Here is a 17,261-nt window from a genome sequence, read left to right as displayed (position 1 = left end):
GAATGCTCACGCCCATGCGCGCCAGCCAATTATTGATTGCGACATTAAAAGAAACCCCGGCCGATGCTGAAGTCATCAGCCACCAGTTAATGCTGCGCGCCGGGATGATCCGCCGTCTCACCTCGGGCCTGTACACTTGGCTGCCCCTGGGGCTACGCACTCTGCGCAAAGTGGAAGCCATCGTGCGTGAAGAGATGAACCGGGCCGGCGCACAAGAAGTATTGATGCCTGCCGTTCAGCCCGCCGATCTATGGCAGGAGTCTGGCCGCTGGGAGCAGTACGGCCCGGAATTGCTGCGTTTGAAAGATCGCCACGAGCGCGATTACTGCGTAGGCCCCACTCATGAAGAAGTCATCACTGACCTGGTGCGCAAAGAGATCGCCAGCTACAAGCAGCTGCCGGTGAACTTCTACCAGATTCAAACCAAATTCCGTGATGAGATTCGCCCGCGCTTTGGCGTGATGCGCTCGCGTGAGTTCATCATGAAAGATGCCTACTCCTTCCACCTGGACGAAGCCTCGCTCAAAGAGACTTACCAAGCATGTACGACGCCTATTCGCGTATTTTCACACGCCTGGGCCTCGACTTCCGCCCAGTGATTGCTGACAACGGCTCTATTGGCGGCACGGGCTCTCACGAATTCCACGTGCTGGCCGACTCCGGCGAAGACGATATCGTGTTCTCCAACGCATCTGATTACGCTGCTAACATCGAAAAAGCCGAAGCGCTGCCCGCACCGCTGGGCAGCAACGTCGAGCGCGCCGCCCCTAGCGAAGAGATGCGTTTGGTTGATACACCGGATGCCAAAACCATCGCCACGCTGGTAGAGCAGTTCAAGCTGCCCATTGAGAAAACCGTCAAAACGCTGATGGTTCACGCGGCGGAAGGTGGTCTCATTGCACTGCTGGTTCGCGGCGACCACGAACTCAACGAAGTCAAAGCGGAAAACCTGCCTCAGGTAAAAGCCCCGCTGACCATGGCCAGCGAAGAAGAAATTCGTGCCGCCGTGGGTGCAGGCCCTGGCTCGTTGGGTCCGGTCGGTTTAGAAATGCCGATTATCATTGACCGCAGCGTTGCCTTAATGAGCGACTTCGGCGCGGGCGCCAACGTCGATGGCAAGCACTACTTCGGTATCAACTGGGAGCGCGACGCCCCCCTGCCCCAGGTCGCCGACCTGCGCAGCGTGGTAGAGGGCGACCCCTCGCCGGATGGTCAAGGCACCCTGCTGATCAAACGCGGTATCGAAGTGGGTCATGTGTTCCAGCTGGGCCAGAAGTACTCCCAGGCCATGAATGCCAGCGTACTGGGCGACAACGGCAAGACCAGCCACCCGTTCATGGGCTGCTACGGCATTGGCGTGACCCGTGTGGTTGCCGCTGCCATCGAGCAGAACCACGACGATGCAGGCATCATCTGGCCCAACGCCATCGCGCCTTTCCAGGTGGCGCTGGTGCCCATGAACGCCCACAAGTCTCAGCGGGTGCGTGAAGAGTCTGAGCGCCTCTACCAGGCACTCACGGCGGCAGGTCTGGACGTGCTGCTGGATGACCGCGACACTCGTCCCGGCGTCAAGTTCGCCGACCTGGAACTGATGGGCGTGCCGCACCGCCTGGTGATCGGCGACCGTGGCCTGGACAACGGCGAGCTGGAGTACAAGGGCCGCCGCGACAGCGACGCCACCATGGTGCCCGCCGACACGATCGTCGAGTTCCTGCGTGAAAAAGCGGGCCTGGCGCAGGGCTGATCGCCCCCTCATGCGGTACGGCCTGGTGCGAGCCCTGATCCTGGGGCTCGCAGTGGGGGCCAGATCATGCCCTTCTGAGTCACCGAGCTGGGCCTGCCCATGGACGACCTGACCGAACCCAACCGCAATCTGCGCTACGGCAGCACCATTCTGGCCCACTATCTTGCCGTCGAGCGGGGTGACTTCACCCGCGCTCTGGCTCGCTACAACGGCAGCCTTGGGCAAACCTGGTACCCCGAGCGGGTATTGAAGGCCTGGCGCGACCATTGGCGTTAGCCGGTCACTCAGTCACCCTGTCAACCTCTGCTTCAACACTGTGCAGCAAGCCCGCCTTAGCCAGATTGGCCAGCAACTGTGCCACGTCACGCGTTACCTGCGGCAGCGACGCCCCTTCGAAGAACGCCACGAGCGTCTCACTCAATTCCTGCAGGTTCATCGGCTCATGCTGCAATAGAGCCCATACTGCGCGGCTGGTCGCGTTCATTCGATGAATATCACCCCCGTTCTGACCAATCACGAACAGCTCATCGCCCAGCGACCACTCGAAGGCTGCCGGGCTGGTGTGCCAGTAGCGGGCGTCATCCAAGGGCAGCGCAGGCACCTCCGCCCGTTCAGCACTTGCCACCGATTGCCCCTGCTGCCGATCTGCTGAGAACGGCTGACCCTCCCAGCGCTGTGCCAGCCACAGGGCTGCCTCATAAGCATCCGAGTATCGCAGCAGAAAGCACGGTAGCCGCTGCAGTAGCGGCAGGAAGCGATCCATCAGCGCCTGATCCGACTCGTGCTCGGCAAAGTTCTGTTGCAACAACTGCCATAGGCCATCGCCGGGCTGCAGGCGTGTCAGTTGGGGGGCCGTCAACGTGGGGTCTCGGTCGATCAGCAGCACGGCCCCCAGCGGGGAGCGGTCGCCATGGGCTGCCAGTTGGGAACTCGACAAGTTCAGATAACCGTAACGGTCGTCGAAAGGACCAAGATGGCAGGCCACGAAGTGCTGAAAATCTACCGACAAGGCCTCCGGGACCGGTAACCGCAAACGCGGTGCCACGCCAAGCGCGATGCCTTCACCTTCAGGATTGAGCGCCAGCACATCATCCCCGAATACACGGCAGCCTGCGGCAGCAAATGCCGAGGTCAAGGTGCTTTTTCCAGCACGGTGGGCATCAGGAAAAATCACCAGCTGCCCGTTGAGCTCCACCGAGCCACAGTGCAAGCCCACCAGCTCAGGGTGGCGATGCAGGAACGCCCCGGCCAAATCGGCGACGACGCTACAGGCAGTGCCAACATCGGTGTCCAACAAGGCACCCTGGGGCAGCGCGGGCGCTTCCTGCCAGTAGCCGTCGGGGTGCTGCCAAACGCAGATGTCCGGGGCTTCCGGCAACACCGGGCAGCGTTCGATGGGCCAGCCTGGCATGGCCTGCTGCAACACGGGCAACAGCTCCTCCGCCTCTACCAGGCGCAGGCAGGGGCCCAGACTGGGCAGGCTGATATCGTGAGTGGTGTGGGTTGTCATCGGCCGTTACCACCTTGGCAGTACGCGGCTCAAGCGAATTTCGATGACACCATCGCGCTCCCAGCGGGATCGATGCGGACGCGAATAGCCAGCCCGGCGACGATCATGAGGGCGGTAGTATCGCTCATCACGACGACGGGCATGATGCTTATGCCGAGGACGTGAGTAGCTGGGACGTGAGTAGCTGGGACGTGAACGGCTGTGCCGTGAGCGACGGCCGCGCGCTTCCGCCTGCCCCATCGACAGGAACGTGGGAGCAACGTAGAGCGCTGCGGCACCCAGCCCAAGGCTGGCCAGCACCTGGCGGCGCGAGCGGCGCTTTTGCAATACCTCTTCAGTTTCATGGGGCATGGTGATCCTCCTGATCAAGGTGATTGAGCAAATTAACGAACACCGTTTCGTAAATCACTCTAGCCAAGCTCTGTGACCGACACCAGACGCCTTCAATGACTTCCCTATTGTTTACTCTTTTTTACCTCTCAGGGTTTTATCGTTAGAGCAAAAACATGACTTTTCAATAGTTACATGTCGGGTCCCGCATGATTAGCCACTTCGATTGCCCTTATTTAGGTAAGTGACAGCACATAAGTTTTTGCGCATAATGGGCGACTTGTTTCCCCCAGCAACACGCAAGGCCTGATGTCAGCGCTTCAGGCCTGGGAAGATCAGGGTATCGCAGAGCTTTACTATTTTGATGAATCTGGGTTTTCCCAGTCATCTGCCTTGCCCTATGCGTGGAGTCCTGTCGGGAAACCACTGGAGATGACCGCCTACTCGCGCAGTCGCCGGCTCAACGTACTGGGCTTCCTGAATCGGCAAGGCAAACTGGTCTATCAGTCCACCACCGAGTCGGTGACGACGGAGACGGTCATCGCTGCCTTCGACCACTTCATTGCCCAGAAAGCGCCGGATACCTTCGTGATCGTGGTGTTGGACAATGCCAGCATACATCGTTCGGAGTCCTTCCAACGCAAGCGCCTGGAGTGGCTGGGCCAGCGGGTCCACGTGGTCTACCTGTCGACTTACTCGCCCGAGTTGAACCTGATCGAAATCCTCTGGCGCCAGGTCAAGTATGCCTGGCTGCCGCTGACCGCCTATGAAAGCTTCGCGACGTTGCGTAGTGAGGTAGAACGGATCCTGTCAGGTTACGGAACGGAATACGCAATTTCTTTTGCTTAGGTGACGTGCTTGCCGAGTATGCTTACTAAAGCATGATTTCTCGGTAGAGAAATCATGCACTTAAAAACCGTGTGGCGACGATCAATGCCCCGCGAAGCTGGCAACATTTGGCGAACTAAGCTACTCGGCCCGCGCTAACTCCCGTGCAAGGAACGAAGCGGTTCGGCTGCAGCACGATCGGCATAAGCCGGCATGCCGTACACGGTGGCGGTCGGGGTGGGTTGTACGGTCGTCGTATTGATATTGGCCGGCTCTTTCATAACTCCCTCATTTACAGCGAATCAGTTACGTTGCTCACCGCTTTTCACTCCAGATAAGCGGGGCCTGACGCCGAAGAGACAGACCCTCAACTTTTAGAACTCCTGCACGGTTGGGCGCAGAACGATCTCGTTAATATCCACGTCAGCAGGCTGCTCAATTGCGAAGGCGATAGCTCGAGCGACCGATTCGGCGGGAATTGCATGCTTGTAGAAGTCCACCACGAAATCGCGGCTCTGTTGGTGGGTGCTGCCGAATTTCAGTTCGGAGTCCACGGCGCCCGGTTCGATAGTCGTGGTGCGGATGCTGCCACCGACTTCGTGACGCAGTCCTTCGGAGATAGCCCGCACAGCAAACTTGGTGCCGCTGTACACGGTGCCACCTGGGCTGAACACTTTCAGGCCTGCAACCGATGCGATGTTGATGAAGTGACCACTGTTTTGTTTCTGGAAGACTGGCAATGCAGCCGCGACTCCGTACAGCAGACCCTTGATGTTGATATCGATCATGCGATCCCACTCGTCAGTGCGAGTATCGCTGAGCGGTGCAATCGCCATCAGTCCGGCATTGTTGATCAGTACATCAATGCGACCGTAGGTGTCCACGGCACCTTGAATGAGCGTTTTGACCTCTTCCTGAGAGGTAACATCGGTCTGATACGCGATTGCCTGACCACCTGCATTGGTCAGCTCAGCCACCAATGCGTCGAGTTTATCTTTGCGACGTGCAGCCAGCACTACGCGAGCGCCAAGCGCAGCAAGGTGGCGTGCAGTAACCTCACCCAGGCCGCTGCTGGCACCGGTGATAACGACAACTTTTCCAGAAATGTTATTGCTCATGCTGAGAACCTCATCGGTGGTTTTATACTTCGCCATGGTTGGTTAACCTGGCAGTGCGCAAACTTTAGACCCATGATTGATCTCAATAAATGGAAATGATTGGATTATGCTATTCCTGAAAATGGAATAAATGGGAGGGGCAACATGCTTAACCGCATGGAGATGGTTAGGATTTTTTGCACAGCAGCAGAGGCAGGTAGCTTCCGCGAAGCGGCAACTCGATTAGGCATCTCCCCACAAGGGGTGACTCGAGCCATTCAAGCCCTGGAAACTGAGCTTGGCGAATCACTGTTCCACCGCAATACCCGCCAGGTGAGCATCACTGCTTTCGGTCAGAATTACGCCAAAGATGCCAGGTCAGCTCTGGATCATTTCGATACGCTATTCCGGTCGCACAGGACGGAGCCTGAGCTGTCAGGTAGGGTGGGGATTACGGCTCCACATGCTATTGGCAGGCGCTTCCTAATACCGTTTCTTCAGCCCCTGGCCGCTGCACATCCTGACCTGCAATTCGATCTCCGCTTGGAAGATCAGATGACTGATGCTGTTGAGGCGCATATCGATATTGGTATCAGGGTGGGGGTTATTCGCGACCGGCGCTACATTGCACGTGCCTTAGCTCCCGTGCAGTTTTACGTTGTCGCGTCCCCGTCTCTCCTAGGCCAAAAGACACCACCTGAATCTTTGGATGCCTTAGCTAAGCTGCCACTTTCAGTCCTGATCGACCGGAAAAATGGCCGCCCTTGGCCTTGGCTATTTGCCGACGGGCAAACGTTCACGCCCAGGCAGCCAGCGCTTATCTGTGATGATCCAGATACGGAATTGGAAGCCACCCTGGCAGGCATGTGTTTTGGCCAAATTCCTGCCTATCTGGCTGAGCCTCATCTGCGGTCAGGAAAGCTGGTTGCTGTTTTGGCTGATCTCGCTCCAGCGCCATGGGATCTGTTCATATACCGCCCGCAGCAGGGTCCTGTATCGAAGCGGGTGCGATTGGTGTACGACCACCTTAAGCAGGCTTTCTCAAACCCCAGGCTATTTCCCCAGGGCCTGGGGGAATAGCCAGAGACTCATAGACAACCCTGGTGCGAAGCACGGCGCGTTCCCAGCTGATCCAGAAGTGAGCTGCAAGGGCGTGAAAATATGCATACGTGCCGGAAATAATAGCGACATATTGACATATATAGATATTGCGAATAGCCTTGGCTCGTAACCCGCACTAGAAACCTCAGGTGGTACCCCCATGAAAGATTCCAGCGATACCTACCATGAGACCTCAGCCCATGCCCCTTTGGTGGCGATAAGAAATCTGGCCCAGGACGGGAAACTCACAAGTCAATGCTGGAAGCCTACAGCCAGAAGAAGAATATCTACGTCAGCCTCAACGAAGCACCGCTAGGCTCTTCAGAGCTCGTTGATCCATGTTTTTCGACCTACGACATCGAATATTTTAGATATGCAGGTAAGCAAAATGACACACTCAGAACTTTTTAAAACCACTCAGCTGGGCCCATACACCCTCAAGAACCGTATCGTTCTGCCGCCACTGACGCGTTCGCGCAGCTCCCAACCCGGCAATATTGCGAACGACCTGATGGCCACCTATTACCGTCAGCGCAGCGGTGCTGGCTTCATGGTGACCGAGGGCACACAGATCGAACCCCGAGGACAGGGTTATGCCTGGACACCCGGCATTCATAGCCCGGAACAGATACAAGGCTGGCGTAAGGTCACCGACGCTGTTCACGCCGAAGGGGGGGTGATCTTTGCTCAACTTTGGCATGTGGGCCGCGTGTCGCACACATCGCTGCAACCCGGTGGTGAAGCGCCCATCGCGCCATCAGCCATCCGCGCGGACAACGTCAAAGTGTTCATCGAAACTGGCCCCGGCACGGGCACACTGGCCGACCCATCGACCCCACGAGCCCTGTCCACCGAGGAGGTAAAGGAACTGGTTGAGCTCTACGCCCAAGCAGCCCGAAATGCGCTGGAAGCAGGTTTTGACGGGGTGGAGCTTCACTGCGCGAACGGGTACCTGGTAAACCAGTTCATTTCGGCCCATACCAACCAGCGTGATGATGAATATGGCGGCTCGCTGCAGAATCGTCTTCGCTTCCTGCGCGAAATCACTCTCGCTGTTGCTGGTGTGGTCGGCAAGGAGCGCGTTGGCGTTCGCTTCGCTCCGCTGTTCGCGACCACAGACGAAGACCGCGTTTACCTTGGCCTGGTCGAAGAAGATCCTCACCAAACCTACATCGAGGCAGTGAAGATCCTCGAGGAAGTGGGCATTGCCTACCTGTCGCTCGCTGAAGCCGATTGGGAAAACGCACCCGAGCTGCCTGAGACGTTCCGGGAAGCTGTTCGTCAGACCTTCAGCGGCAAGATTATCTGTGCCGGCAAGTACACCGCTGAACGAGGAAATCGCGTGATAAAAGCTGGCTGGGCCGACCTGATCGCTTTTGGTCGCCCCTTCATTGCGAACCCCGACCTGCCCGCGCGTATCGCCAACAACTGGCCGCTTAACCCACTTGATCCAAGCAGCATGTACGGCGGTACCGATAAGGGCTACACCGACTACCCTACTTACACACCCTAAGCGCTCAGTGCCACGCCCCATAACTCAGGGGCGTGGCTCAGCGTTTGCTGACCGAGGAAGTTAAGCATGTACCAACCGAGCACGACTCCCTACCAAGAGCATGGGGGATTCAAACGGACCTTCAGGCAGGGTCATCTAAGCCTTGGGCTGTTCTTTCCCCTGGAGGCTTTCGAGGGTGACACACCGCGCATGCTGGATCAGGTCGCGCTGGCCAAACGTGCAGAGGCACTTGGTTTTTCGGCGCTCTGGTTTCGCGACGTGCCGCTCAGGGACCCAAGCTTCGGCGATGTCGGCCAGGTTTTCGACCCTTGGGTGTATCTGGGCTACATGGCAGCCCATACAACAAAAGTCGCACTAGGCACCGCCTCCATCGCCCTTACTTTGCGTAATCCCTTGCACACGGCAAAGGCCGCAGCGAGCATTGATCAGTTGAGCGGAGGTCGCTTGCTCCTGGGAGTAGCCTCTGGCGATCGTCCCGTGGAGTTTCCCGCATTCAGCGTTGATCCAGAACAGCGCGGCGAGACCTTTCAAGAAAACCTCAATGTGATACGCCAAGCCCATCGAACACACTTCGAGCCCATTCGCTGGAGTCACGGTGAGTTACTGGGGGCCGATCTCGTTCCCAAACCTACGACTCGGGAAATACCGCTATTCGTAACCGGACATAGCCGCCAGTCGCTCGATTGGATCGCGCGTGAAAGCCATGGATGGATCAACTATCCACGTCCGCCAAAAATACAGCGACTCATCGTGGAAGATTGGCGACAGGAAACGGCTAAACAATGTGGCACTATCTACAAGCCGTTCTTGCAATCGCTGTATATCGACCTGGACGAACACCCATCCACGCCGCCCTCGCCTATCCATCTAGGATTCCGACTGGGACGTAACCATCTTCTGGCCTTGCTGGATACACTTCAGGAAATCGGTGTAGATCACGTCATCCTGAACCTCAAGTATGGTAAACGCCCCGCAGCAGAGGTTATCGAGGAACTTGGCAAACATATCGTCCCGCAATTCGGCGCACAGGTGTCCGATAGTCCTACCTGACAGGACAATAGGATTCCAGTCCAAGCCTGCCCATCACTGCGAAGGGCAGGCGCGGAGATCATGGTGAAGCCTTCCAATTTGCTGCGTGAAGCAGGAAGATATCCAGATATCGGAAGAGTAGGTATAAAAAAATTCATGACTATTGACGTCAACGAAGCCCTGAAAGCATTGGCGAACCCGACGCGCCTTGCCATCCTCAATTGGCTCAAGGATCCCAGGACAGTCTTTCCCGAGCAGGAAGTCGACCCAGAAACGGTAGGCGTGTGCGTCAGTATCATCCAGGAGCGCACGGGCCTCTCGCAGTCAACGACATCGCTTTATCTCGCCGCTCTACAGCGCGCGCAATTGGTGACATCGCAGCGGATCGGCCCCTGGACCTACTACAAACGCCACGATGAGAATATCGATGCCTTCTTAAAGGCGCTGCAAGAAAGAATCTAGCCTGGATTTCTCATAGCACCTCAGCCAGTACCGCACTCAGGCTCTAACACCGCTAAACACCTATTGGCTCGACTTACATCGGCTACTTTTTAACCACTTTTCGTCGTTCAGACACACCTCCCCCTTCCCCCCATTGCGTCGGGCCGGGGGCGCCCGAGGTCAGTTCGGCACCAACCGCCTGACGAGATCGGATAGCGCCGTTTTATAGGGGTAGCTGTCACTCATGAGTACGCGGATTCGACGCGTATTGCGGATGATGACCGCGCCTACTTTGATGAGCTTGAGCCTAAGGTTGCTCGGACTCATGCCCGCGAAGGGCGTGTGCTTCAGGTAAGTCCGTAACCGCTCGAACAGTGTATAAGCGAAGCCCGACAAGATCAGCCGCCACTGATTGGCCCACCAGTGTGTGCTGGAGGTACGGTCAGCGAACAGGCTCAGTTGTTGATCCTTGATACGGAAAGCGGAACGTCTCCGCTACTCATGAGGCACCGCTTTGTTACTCCTCTCACGACGGCTGAGCAGGAGGCCCTGATGGACACTTACCGATACGCCGAAAAGCCTGCGCTGCGTCGGCGTGCTCATGGCATCCTGCTCAGTCACAAAGGGCATACGATCGGGCAGATCTGCGAGATCCTGGTCGTCACCCGTAACACGGTGGCAAGCTGGTTCAAGGCCTGGGAGGCTAAAGGCCTGCAAGGTCTCCATGACAGGGCGCGTAGCGGGCGACCGCCAATTTTCGATGACCAGGAGCATGGGCGCTTGCAGGAGCTGGTCCAAGAGCATCCTCATCAGATCAAGACCGTTCGGGCTCGGCTGCTTGAGGAAACCGGCAAGACCTCCAGTACGGCGACCCTCAGGCGGACGTTAAAAAAATCGGCCATAGCTTCAAGCGCGTCCGGCGCTCACTGACGGGGCGACGTGACGAGACGGATTTCCGCAACACGCAAGGCCTGATGTCAGCGCTTCAGGCCTGGGAAGATCAGGGTATCGCAGAGCTTTACTATTTTGATGAATCTGGGTTTTCTCAGTCATCTGCCTTGCCCTATGCGTGGAGTCCTGTCGGGAAACCGCTGGAGATGACCGCCTATGAAAGCTTCGCGACGTTGCGTAGTGAGGCAGAACGGATCCTGTCAGGTTACGGAACGGAATGCGCTATTTCTTTTGCTTAGGTACTTAGGCACCGAGTTGAAAAGCACTTCGCGCAGCCTGCTAATGACCAGTGCGTTCATCGGTACGCTGTTGCTAACCGGCTGTGCCCAGCATCACCAACACGCCACGCTGTATGAGCGTATCGGCGGCCAGCCCACCATTGAAGCCGTGGTCGAAAACCTGCTTTACCGCATTGCCGATGACGAAGAGATCGTCAGCTACTTTGCCAATAACAATATTGACCTGTTTGCGGCATCGCTGGCCTCTCAGCTGTGTGATGTAAGCGACGGCCCCTGCCAGTACAAAGGCCCACCCATGGACCGCGCCCACCAAACCATGGGCATTACCGATGCGCATTTTAATCGAGTAGTGGAGTACCTGGACGCGGCCATGGTAGAGGAAGGAGTGCCGCTGGCGGCCCGCAACGATATGCTCGGCCGCCTGGCTCCCATGTACAAAGATGTTATGCGCTTGCAGTAACCTGCCAGCCATCACGCCCTGCTGTTTTCACCTGATAGAGCGCTTTGTCGGCCGCCTCATAGGCCACCGCAAACGAGTTTGCATCGGCTACAAAGCGCGCTCCCCCAATACTTAAGGTGACATCTTTGTTATCGGGATGGGCAGGGTGCGAGAACTGCGCCGCCTCAAGCTCTACTTGTAACGCCTCACAATACTGGGTCAGCGCTTGATCAGTGGGACACGGCAGCAACGCGGCAAACTCATCGCCCCCAAGGCGATATAGCGTGGCCTCGGCACCGAGCGCATCTCCTAGTAAATTCGCCAGCAGGCGCAGCAGGCGATCCCCCTCAGGGTGGCCCAAGGCATCGTTATACTGCTTAAAGAAATCGATATCGACCAGAATCAGCCCTATGGAGCGGCCTGAGTAAGCGGCGACATCCTGATGGAGCGCACTGCGGTTACCGATACCGGTGAGTGCGCCGCAATTGGCGCTCGTGCATCGCCCAAAAGAGCAAGCCTAAGACAAAAATCAGCAGACTGGAGTAGATCAATACCTGATTATGACGGCGCGTGCTGGAGGAGAAATCATTGATAGCCATACCACGGCGATCCAACTGATCCATCTCAATACGAGTTAAGCACTCCACTGGAATAAACAGCGCATGGGCCGCATCGAAAGGATCGATCTGTTGGGCGTCAATGAGCTCAGCCAACCCATCTATCAACGCTAGGCTGGATGCAGTGCAGGCGTAATACTGGCGGTAGATATGCACATCAAACAGGCCATAGGCCAGATCCAATGAAAGGCGCGCTTCGCCTAGCTCAACGGGCGACGAGGCCATCAACAGCTTTTCCTGGGCGCGCTGCACGTAACCACGCGCACGAGTCGCCAACTGTTGGCCAGTTAAGCTGCCCGTCTGGCTGAAATAAGCCTGTATTTCTGGGTAAACCCAGCGCGCCTCGTACACAATCAGTACCATCAGCCCAACAAAGCTCATCAGGCTTAGTGTCAACCATGTGACGTAACGCCGCCCTCCACGCCGTAAGCGTGACGAGACCGGCGATTTATTAGGCGGCGTGGCACTCACCATTGCGCCTCAATACTGCGAATCATCCAGACCCAATCGTTGAAATCACGCAGGTTAGCCACATCGCGGCCCGAATATTCGCGCTCAACTAACCGAATAGGCCCCCGTGTGCGTAGCGTCAGCGGCTCGCCATCTTCAGACGTCACCAAGTACCAGGTTGGGTCATCCCAGCCCCAGGCTCACTTCGTAGTCATCCCAGGTCGTAAAGTGCAATGCTGGCGGTATCTCACCAAAGTGTTCGATTAAAAAATCACGAAACGCAACGCCGCGCATTTCAACGTCGCGGCCCTGATAAGGGTCGAACACTGTAAACGTGACATCCGATTGGTGGAGTAGCTCGCCGAGCGCGATCTTTTGCGTTGACTCACCATTAATCAGGGTTAATGTCTGAGCATTTGCCGAGACAGGTGCCCCTCCAACAGTGGTAAAGACGAGTACTAATCCTGCTTTTATTAGCGCCCCACAGCGCCAATGCATCGGCAAGCGTGAAAAGACAGCATTCATAGCAGTGAGCTTCCTAATGTGGTTGAGTACTTTAGGCTTAAAACAGGCACTTTACCAACGCATAACTGCCAATGCGCTTCAACGGTTATTAATACAACTTAAAAAAAAAGACGCAAAAAAGCCGGCCCCTTGGGCCGGCAACAGGAAGCTTACACATTAACGTAAGCCCCCTCCCCTGACGACTGACACAGCCTGCTGAATTAAGGCTTCTTACGTTCATCCTTACGCAAATGGTCACGTACCACAAAGCCTACCCAACCAACCATAAAGGTGATCATTAGCGCGACAGTAACTAGGCCGAAAATTACCGCATCATCCCAGTACATGGTGCTTCCCTCCCGCCGTGATGTATGGGGCCATCGTACTGCGTTCAGAGAAGGGGAAACTGACCTGGGTCAAGCTTTTAAAATGGTGGCCGCAAGGGTAAACGGGAACTTGATACAGGTCAGTTTTTAACGCGCTTCACCCGATAAAAACGGCTTTTTTAGAGCACTTTACGGTCTTCTACTTTGCTGTGCTCGGTGCCCGGTGGCAGCGGATGGCCTTTAGCAAGCTCTGCACGGGTGGCATCGCGAACGTCTAGAATCTTCACCTGATAGCGCAGCGTATGGCCCGCCAAGGGGTGGTTGGTATCCACCGTGACGGTATCGCCGTCGATGTTCAGCACGGTGACGATCTGCGGGCCAGCCTCGCCTTCGGTTTGAAAACGGCTGCCTGGCTCAATCTCTGCACCGCCAAACGACGCGCGACTCACCTCTTGCACCAACTCTTCGTTACGCAGGCCGTAAGCATCAGCGGGAGCCAGCGTGACGCTTAGTTCATCACCTACGGCTTTGCCGGTTAAATCTCGCTCCAAGCCCGGCAAAATATTATCGTGGCCGTGAAGATACTCCAGGGGTTTCTGACGTGCGTTGGAGTCATCCAACACGCGGGGGCTGCCATCGCTGAGCACATCGCTAAGCACGTAGTGCAGAGTCACTACCTGATGGGCGGTAATCGACATGGAAAACTCCTCTCCGGTAAGCTGTCGGCTTTGTCATGGAACGCCAACCATGAACCCTATCCATAGTCTAACATCGACGGGTTTTTGAGCGGCCCACGTCACCGATGTTTCTTTTTGGAGTACTCCCTTACATGCCCACCCCGACTCCTCAGCGCAGTTGGCTGGCGGCGCTTGGTATTTACTGCAAAGCGCCTGTCATCACCATGCTGTTTTTAGGCTTTTCCGCTGGCCTGCCCTTTCTACTGGTGTTTTCGACGCTCTCCGCATGGCTACGTAGCGACGGGGTCGAAGTAGCTGCCATCGGTTTTTTTGCCTGGATCGGCATGCTCTACTCCATCAAATTCTTCTGGGCACCGGTGGTAGACCGACTCGCGCTGCCTCTGCTCACCCGCGCCTTTGGACAACGACGCGGCTGGATGCTGTTGGCCCAGGGCATGATTGCCGCCGGTCTCATTGGCCTCGCAGGAGTAGACCCAATCGACAACCTAGCTGGGTCGCCGCCTTTGCGCTATTGGTGGCGTTTGGCTCCGCCACGCAAGATATCGCCATTGATGCTTACCGTATTGAATCCGCCGATGATGATGTTCAAGCAGCCATGGCCTCCACCTACATTATTGGCTATCGCGGCGGGCTACTAGCGGCAGGGGCCGGTGCGCTTTATGTGGCATCGGCGGTATCGTGGAACGCGGCTTACCTGACCATGGCCGCCCTGGTGAGCATTGGCGTGATCACCGTACTGATTCGCCCAGAACCCAAGCGCGCTTCATTAACCGTGCAACTAATCCATGAACCCAAAGTGCGCGCCTTTATTCGCGCCAGCCGTGGAAAGCCCAAAACGCTGCGCCGCTTGGGCGCTTGGGTGATTGGCGCGATTGTTTGCCCGTTTACCGACTTCTTCCGCCGCTATGGGGTGAAGGCGATGGGTATTTTGGTGTTTATTGCCGTGTTCCGTATCAGCGACCTGGCCATGGCATCGATGGCCAACCCGCTCTATATCGACCTGGGCTTTTCACTGGCGACTATTGCCAACGTCACCAATATTTTCGGGATTGCGATGAGCATTGCAGGAGGCATTCTAGGCGGGCTGCTGGTGGCCCGTTACGGCATTGGCCCACTGCTGATTTTCGGCGCGGGGCTGGTGATGGTCACCAACCTGCTGTTTGCGGTGCTTGCGCTAATCGGCAATCAGGTGCCGATGCTGGTAGTCACGATCATTGGCGATAACCTAGCCAACGGCCTGGCCAGTGCGGTGTTTATCGCGTTTCTTTCAAGCTTGACCTCGCGGGCATATACCGCCACGCAGTACGCGCTGTTTTCGTCGCTGATGACGCTACCGGGGAAATTCCTGAGCGGGTTTGGCGGGATTGTGGTAAGCGCTCAGGGTTATGCCACTTTCTTTGTGGTAGCCACAGTGCTCGGCTTACCCGCCATTCTGCTGGCCATTTGGATAAGCCGAGATAAACAGCTAGTGCCTACCCCAGTTACCGAGGCAGGCAGCTAAAAACCGTCAGCGAATAGCTCAGCGGTGGCTGGCTAACCAATCCAGCGCCCCTGGCGTGGTGCGCCACTGGTCGCGCATCAGCGTACGGTACTGCCACGCTTCCGCTCGGGAGCCAGGGTCAACCTGCCCATCAGGATGAGGCATGGAGGGCCTTGGGTTCTCCGCGCAAATTAGTTCTAGCGCGTGGCGGTTGTGGGCAACCACCTCCGCCAGTGCCGCTTCGGCGGCCTCCTGCTGCCCTAACCGGTAAAGCGCCAGCGTGCGCCCCATCAGCAACCCTAACACCAGCGAGCCGTCATCTTTTTGCGGCTCTTCAGTCAGCGCCAGCGCCTCTTCGTTGCGGTCATCGCGCAGCAGTTGATCAAGCACCAGCTCTTTCAAGCCCAGGCTATCTTCTTGGTCAATCGCCAGCAGCTCTTCGGCTAGCTCCCGGGAGTGTTGGCGAGCGCCACGCTCCATGCCGACAACCAGCGCCAAGCCGGTGCGCAGCAGCATGACATTATCGGCATCGTCCCAACACAGGCTGCCGTCGCCTGCGGCGCGGGCCTGTTCCAGCCAGCGTGAAAGGCGCAGCGCCAACGGTTCCAGCAGGCTGGGTGCCATCCACGGTAGGCTGCCGAAGCGGCTGGTCAGCGCCAGCGTTAGGTCTTGCACCACTTGCGGCGCATCCAGCCACTCCGGGTGGGCGCACAGCGCCGACATCCAATCAATCGCATTGACCCAGGGGTCGTCACGGAAGCCCAGCGCCACCTCTTCATCTACCATGACCTGGAACTGCTCGTGCCACGCGGCAAACAGCGTCTCTTCACGGGCGGTAGTGGTGTAGTGCAGGCGGCCAGTCTCAGCATCCTGCTCAATGGAAAGCTTGGGAGCAACGGGCAGCGCCGCTAGCAGCGCCTGAAGCGAGACCAGCGGCGTCGCCATATCTTCTTCAGCACTCAAGAGCTGGTCGGCCAGCGTTGCGCCGGGGTTATCTGCCAGAGCGGCCAGGAATTCGAGCTGATCTTCATCCAGATCCCCTTGGCGCACCAACCGGCGATACCAGAAATTAGCGCGCTCTTTGGCCTCTTTCTCATGGCCTTCATGGAGTAGCAGCATGGCTTCAATGTAGGCCAGCGTTGGCGAATCGGGCAGCGCCTGCTGAGCTTTGACAAACGCCGCGCGGGCGCTATCTAAATCATCGTTATCCAGGTGCATCAAGCACAGCCTCTCAAGGGCCACGCCGCGTAAAAACAGCGGCCCGCGCTCCATCACGTCGTCCAACAGGTCGGCACGCTTGCGGGTAAAGCCGCGCTCTTGATAGATATCCAGCAGAATTTCAAAAGCTGGCTCAGCCTGCTCTGGCAGGCGCGACCAGTCGCTACCATCAAACAGCGACTCAAGAATCTGCATGGAACGGCCGGTTTGACCACTCTCTGCGGCAATCAGCCCAGCTTCTAGCAGCGCTTGAGGTGGTGCCTGCTGGCTATCTAACGCCGCCTTCAGCGTGGCCCCCTTCCATTCGCGCAGCGAGAGCATCCACATCATCTGTTCAGGGATGTCGGTCGGGAAATTAACGCGGTAGCAGCACTGCTTATATTTACGTCCGGAATCGCACCAGCACGGCTCGTTGCGGCCAGGTGTTGCCAAGGGCTCGCTAGCAAAATCCAGCCGCTCTAGCGGAGTTTGCGACCATAAAATGGGCGCTAGCGCCTGTGCGGTGGCCACATCGCCGTTAAACGCCTGCGCGCCTTTGTCACGTACCCACGTCATAAAATCGGGGTAGTGTTCCTGCTGCCTGATTGCCGAGAGTGCCCCAGAGGCAAATCCCAGCAGTTGATCGACCCATACCGCCAGCATTGCCGTCTCCACTGTCTTCAAGACTATAAAATCTGTAAAACCGATTAAAAAGCGCAATAGTCTAGCATGGCTGGCGGGGCTACCGCAGCGGTCATCGCTTGGCA

At 57.2% G+C, this 17,261-nt stretch carries 15 protein-coding genes and 6 pseudogenes; 10 read left to right on the top strand and 11 right to left on the bottom strand.

Going from position 1 to position 17,261, the window contains the following annotated elements:
• Positions 1 to 14 precede the first annotated feature (14 nt).
• Both A3220_RS08185 and A3220_RS08180 read left to right on the top strand, forming a co-directional pair.
• Positions 15 to 1,744, top strand: a pseudogene (locus A3220_RS08185) (proline--tRNA ligase).
• Between the two features lie 60 nt (positions 1,745 to 1,804).
• A pseudogene (locus A3220_RS08180) lies at positions 1,805 to 2,020 on the top strand (lytic transglycosylase domain-containing protein); the annotation flags it as partial.
• Positions 2,021 to 2,024: 4 nt separating this feature from the next.
• On the opposite strand, the gene A3220_RS08175 reads toward A3220_RS08180, so the two are convergent.
• Together A3220_RS08175 and A3220_RS08170 are read right to left on the bottom strand one after the other, a co-directional pair.
• Positions 2,025 to 3,254 carry a PqqD family protein gene (locus A3220_RS08175; protein WP_062374341.1) on the bottom strand — a complete coding sequence of 410 codons (1,230 nt, stop codon included), beginning with the start codon at positions 3,252 to 3,254 and terminating at the stop codon, positions 2,025 to 2,027.
• Positions 3,255 to 3,260: 6 nt separating this feature from the next.
• Entirely contained in the window at positions 3,261 to 3,605 is a 345-nt protein-coding gene (locus A3220_RS08170; protein ID WP_062374340.1) for a hypothetical protein, read from the bottom strand.
• A 273-nt stretch (positions 3,606 to 3,878) separates the two neighbouring features.
• Between A3220_RS08170 and A3220_RS08165 the strand changes: the two are divergent.
• Positions 3,879 to 4,433, top strand: a pseudogene (locus A3220_RS08165) (IS630 family transposase); the annotation flags it as partial.
• A gap of 353 nt (positions 4,434 to 4,786) precedes the next feature.
• Here the strand turns inward: A3220_RS08165 and A3220_RS08160 are convergent.
• Complete coding sequence (locus A3220_RS08160; RefSeq protein ID WP_031633346.1) at positions 4,787 to 5,530, bottom strand: SDR family oxidoreductase; 744 nt, start codon at positions 5,528 to 5,530, stop codon at positions 4,787 to 4,789.
• Positions 5,531 to 5,629: 99 nt separating this feature from the next.
• Between A3220_RS08160 and A3220_RS08155 the strand changes: the two genes are divergently transcribed.
• The 4 genes from A3220_RS08155 (at position 5,630) to A3220_RS08140 (ending at position 9,614) form a co-directional block, all read left to right on the top strand.
• Positions 5,630 to 6,589: a LysR family transcriptional regulator gene (locus A3220_RS08155; protein ID WP_217284282.1), complete on the top strand. Its 960-nt coding sequence runs from the start codon at positions 5,630 to 5,632 to the stop codon at positions 6,587 to 6,589.
• Between the two features lie 409 nt (positions 6,590 to 6,998).
• The gene (locus tag A3220_RS08150; RefSeq protein ID WP_062374335.1) at positions 6,999 to 8,123 is read left to right on the top strand and encodes an alkene reductase; all 1,125 of its coding nucleotides are present in this window, start codon (positions 6,999 to 7,001) and stop codon (positions 8,121 to 8,123) included.
• Positions 8,124 to 8,189: 66 nt separating this feature from the next.
• Positions 8,190 to 9,173: an LLM class oxidoreductase gene (locus tag A3220_RS08145; RefSeq protein ID WP_062374333.1), complete on the top strand. Its 984-nt coding sequence runs from the start codon at positions 8,190 to 8,192 to the stop codon at positions 9,171 to 9,173.
• 135 nt (positions 9,174 to 9,308) lie between these two features.
• Entirely contained in the window at positions 9,309 to 9,614 is a 306-nt protein-coding gene (locus tag A3220_RS08140; RefSeq protein WP_062374475.1) for a helix-turn-helix transcriptional regulator, read from the top strand.
• Positions 9,615 to 9,773: 159 nt separating this feature from the next.
• Here the strand turns inward: A3220_RS08140 and A3220_RS16845 are convergent.
• Positions 9,774 to 10,070 (bottom strand): annotated as a pseudogene (locus A3220_RS16845) (transposase); the annotation flags it as partial.
• Positions 10,071 to 10,094: 24 nt separating this feature from the next.
• Between A3220_RS16845 and A3220_RS17880 the strand changes: the two are divergent.
• Together A3220_RS17880 and A3220_RS08130 are read left to right on the top strand one after the other, a co-directional pair.
• Positions 10,095 to 10,702 (top strand): annotated as a pseudogene (locus tag A3220_RS17880) (IS630 family transposase); the annotation flags it as partial.
• A gap of 97 nt (positions 10,703 to 10,799) precedes the next feature.
• Complete coding sequence (locus tag A3220_RS08130; protein ID WP_252860435.1) at positions 10,800 to 11,243, top strand: group 1 truncated hemoglobin; 444 nt, start codon at positions 10,800 to 10,802, stop codon at positions 11,241 to 11,243.
• Here A3220_RS08130 and A3220_RS17875 read toward each other — a convergent pair.
• The 6 genes from A3220_RS17875 to A3220_RS08115 form a co-directional block, all read right to left on the bottom strand.
• Complete coding sequence (locus A3220_RS17875; RefSeq protein WP_252860439.1) at positions 11,227 to 11,688, bottom strand: GGDEF domain-containing protein; 462 nt, start codon at positions 11,686 to 11,688, stop codon at positions 11,227 to 11,229. The two genes, A3220_RS08130 and A3220_RS17875, sit on opposite strands and share 17 nt — an antisense overlap.
• Complete coding sequence (locus tag A3220_RS17870; RefSeq protein WP_252860434.1) at positions 11,681 to 12,313, bottom strand: hypothetical protein; 633 nt, start codon at positions 12,311 to 12,313, stop codon at positions 11,681 to 11,683. The genes A3220_RS17875 and A3220_RS17870 overlap by 8 nt, the downstream gene beginning before the upstream one ends.
• Positions 12,307 to 12,456 carry a hypothetical protein gene (locus A3220_RS17865; RefSeq protein WP_244154903.1) on the bottom strand — a complete coding sequence of 50 codons (150 nt, stop codon included), beginning with the start codon at positions 12,454 to 12,456 and terminating at the stop codon, positions 12,307 to 12,309. The genes A3220_RS17870 and A3220_RS17865 overlap by 7 nt, the downstream gene beginning before the upstream one ends.
• A 16-nt stretch (positions 12,457 to 12,472) precedes the next feature.
• The gene (locus tag A3220_RS17860; protein WP_244154904.1) at positions 12,473 to 12,814 is read right to left on the bottom strand and encodes a hypothetical protein; all 342 of its coding nucleotides are present in this window, start codon (positions 12,812 to 12,814) and stop codon (positions 12,473 to 12,475) included.
• Positions 12,815 to 13,014: 200 nt separating this feature from the next.
• Positions 13,015 to 13,140, bottom strand: coding sequence for a cytochrome c oxidase subunit CcoM (gene ccoM, locus A3220_RS18290; protein ID WP_279384657.1), 126 nt, complete (start codon positions 13,138 to 13,140; stop codon positions 13,015 to 13,017).
• A 158-nt stretch (positions 13,141 to 13,298) separates the two neighbouring features.
• The gene (locus tag A3220_RS08115) at positions 13,299 to 13,817 is read right to left on the bottom strand and encodes a peptidylprolyl isomerase (RefSeq protein WP_062374329.1); all 519 of its coding nucleotides are present in this window, start codon (positions 13,815 to 13,817) and stop codon (positions 13,299 to 13,301) included.
• A 131-nt stretch (positions 13,818 to 13,948) separates the two neighbouring features.
• On the opposite strand from A3220_RS08115, the pseudogene A3220_RS08110 reads away from it, so the two are divergent.
• Positions 13,949 to 15,318, top strand: a pseudogene (locus A3220_RS08110) (MFS transporter).
• Positions 15,319 to 15,336: 18 nt separating this feature from the next.
• Here A3220_RS08110 and A3220_RS08105 read toward each other — a convergent pair.
• Positions 15,337 to 17,157: an SEC-C domain-containing protein gene (locus A3220_RS08105; RefSeq protein WP_062374327.1), complete on the bottom strand. Its 1,821-nt coding sequence runs from the start codon at positions 17,155 to 17,157 to the stop codon at positions 15,337 to 15,339.
• Positions 17,158 to 17,261 lie beyond the last annotated feature (104 nt).

This window comes from Halomonas sp. KX33721, from assembly GCF_001596805.1.
Taxonomy (GTDB): domain Bacteria; phylum Pseudomonadota; class Gammaproteobacteria; order Pseudomonadales; family Halomonadaceae; genus Vreelandella; species Vreelandella aquamarina.
This window is presented reverse-complemented; position numbering and strand designations above follow the sequence as displayed.

What these genes read in the sequence shown, in the direction of transcription:
- A3220_RS08145 (WP_062374333.1), top strand. Translation starts at nt 8,190, where the DNA reads ATGTACCAACCGAGCACGACTCCCTACCAAGAGCATGGGGGATTCAAA.
- ccoM (WP_279384657.1), bottom strand. Translation starts at nt 13,140, where the DNA reads ATGTACTGGGATGATGCGGTAATTTTCGGCCTAGTTACTGTCGCGCTA.
- A3220_RS08140 (WP_062374475.1), top strand. Translation starts at nt 9,309, where the DNA reads ATGACTATTGACGTCAACGAAGCCCTGAAAGCATTGGCGAACCCGACG.
- A3220_RS08115 (WP_062374329.1), bottom strand. Translation starts at nt 13,817, where the DNA reads ATGTCGATTACCGCCCATCAGGTAGTGACTCTGCACTACGTGCTTAGC.
- A3220_RS08105 (WP_062374327.1), bottom strand. Translation starts at nt 17,157, where the DNA reads ATGCTGGCGGTATGGGTCGATCAACTGCTGGGATTTGCCTCTGGGGCA.
- A3220_RS17860 (WP_244154904.1), bottom strand. Translation starts at nt 12,814, where the DNA reads ATGAATGCTGTCTTTTCACGCTTGCCGATGCATTGGCGCTGTGGGGCG.
- A3220_RS17870 (WP_252860434.1), bottom strand. Translation starts at nt 12,313, where the DNA reads ATGGTGAGTGCCACGCCGCCTAATAAATCGCCGGTCTCGTCACGCTTA.
- A3220_RS08150 (WP_062374335.1), top strand. Translation starts at nt 6,999, where the DNA reads ATGACACACTCAGAACTTTTTAAAACCACTCAGCTGGGCCCATACACC.
- A3220_RS08160 (WP_031633346.1), bottom strand. Translation starts at nt 5,530, where the DNA reads ATGAGCAATAACATTTCTGGAAAAGTTGTCGTTATCACCGGTGCCAGC.
- A3220_RS08175 (WP_062374341.1), bottom strand. Translation starts at nt 3,254, where the DNA reads ATGACAACCCACACCACTCACGATATCAGCCTGCCCAGTCTGGGCCCC.
- A3220_RS08170 (WP_062374340.1), bottom strand. Translation starts at nt 3,605, where the DNA reads ATGCCCCATGAAACTGAAGAGGTATTGCAAAAGCGCCGCTCGCGCCGC.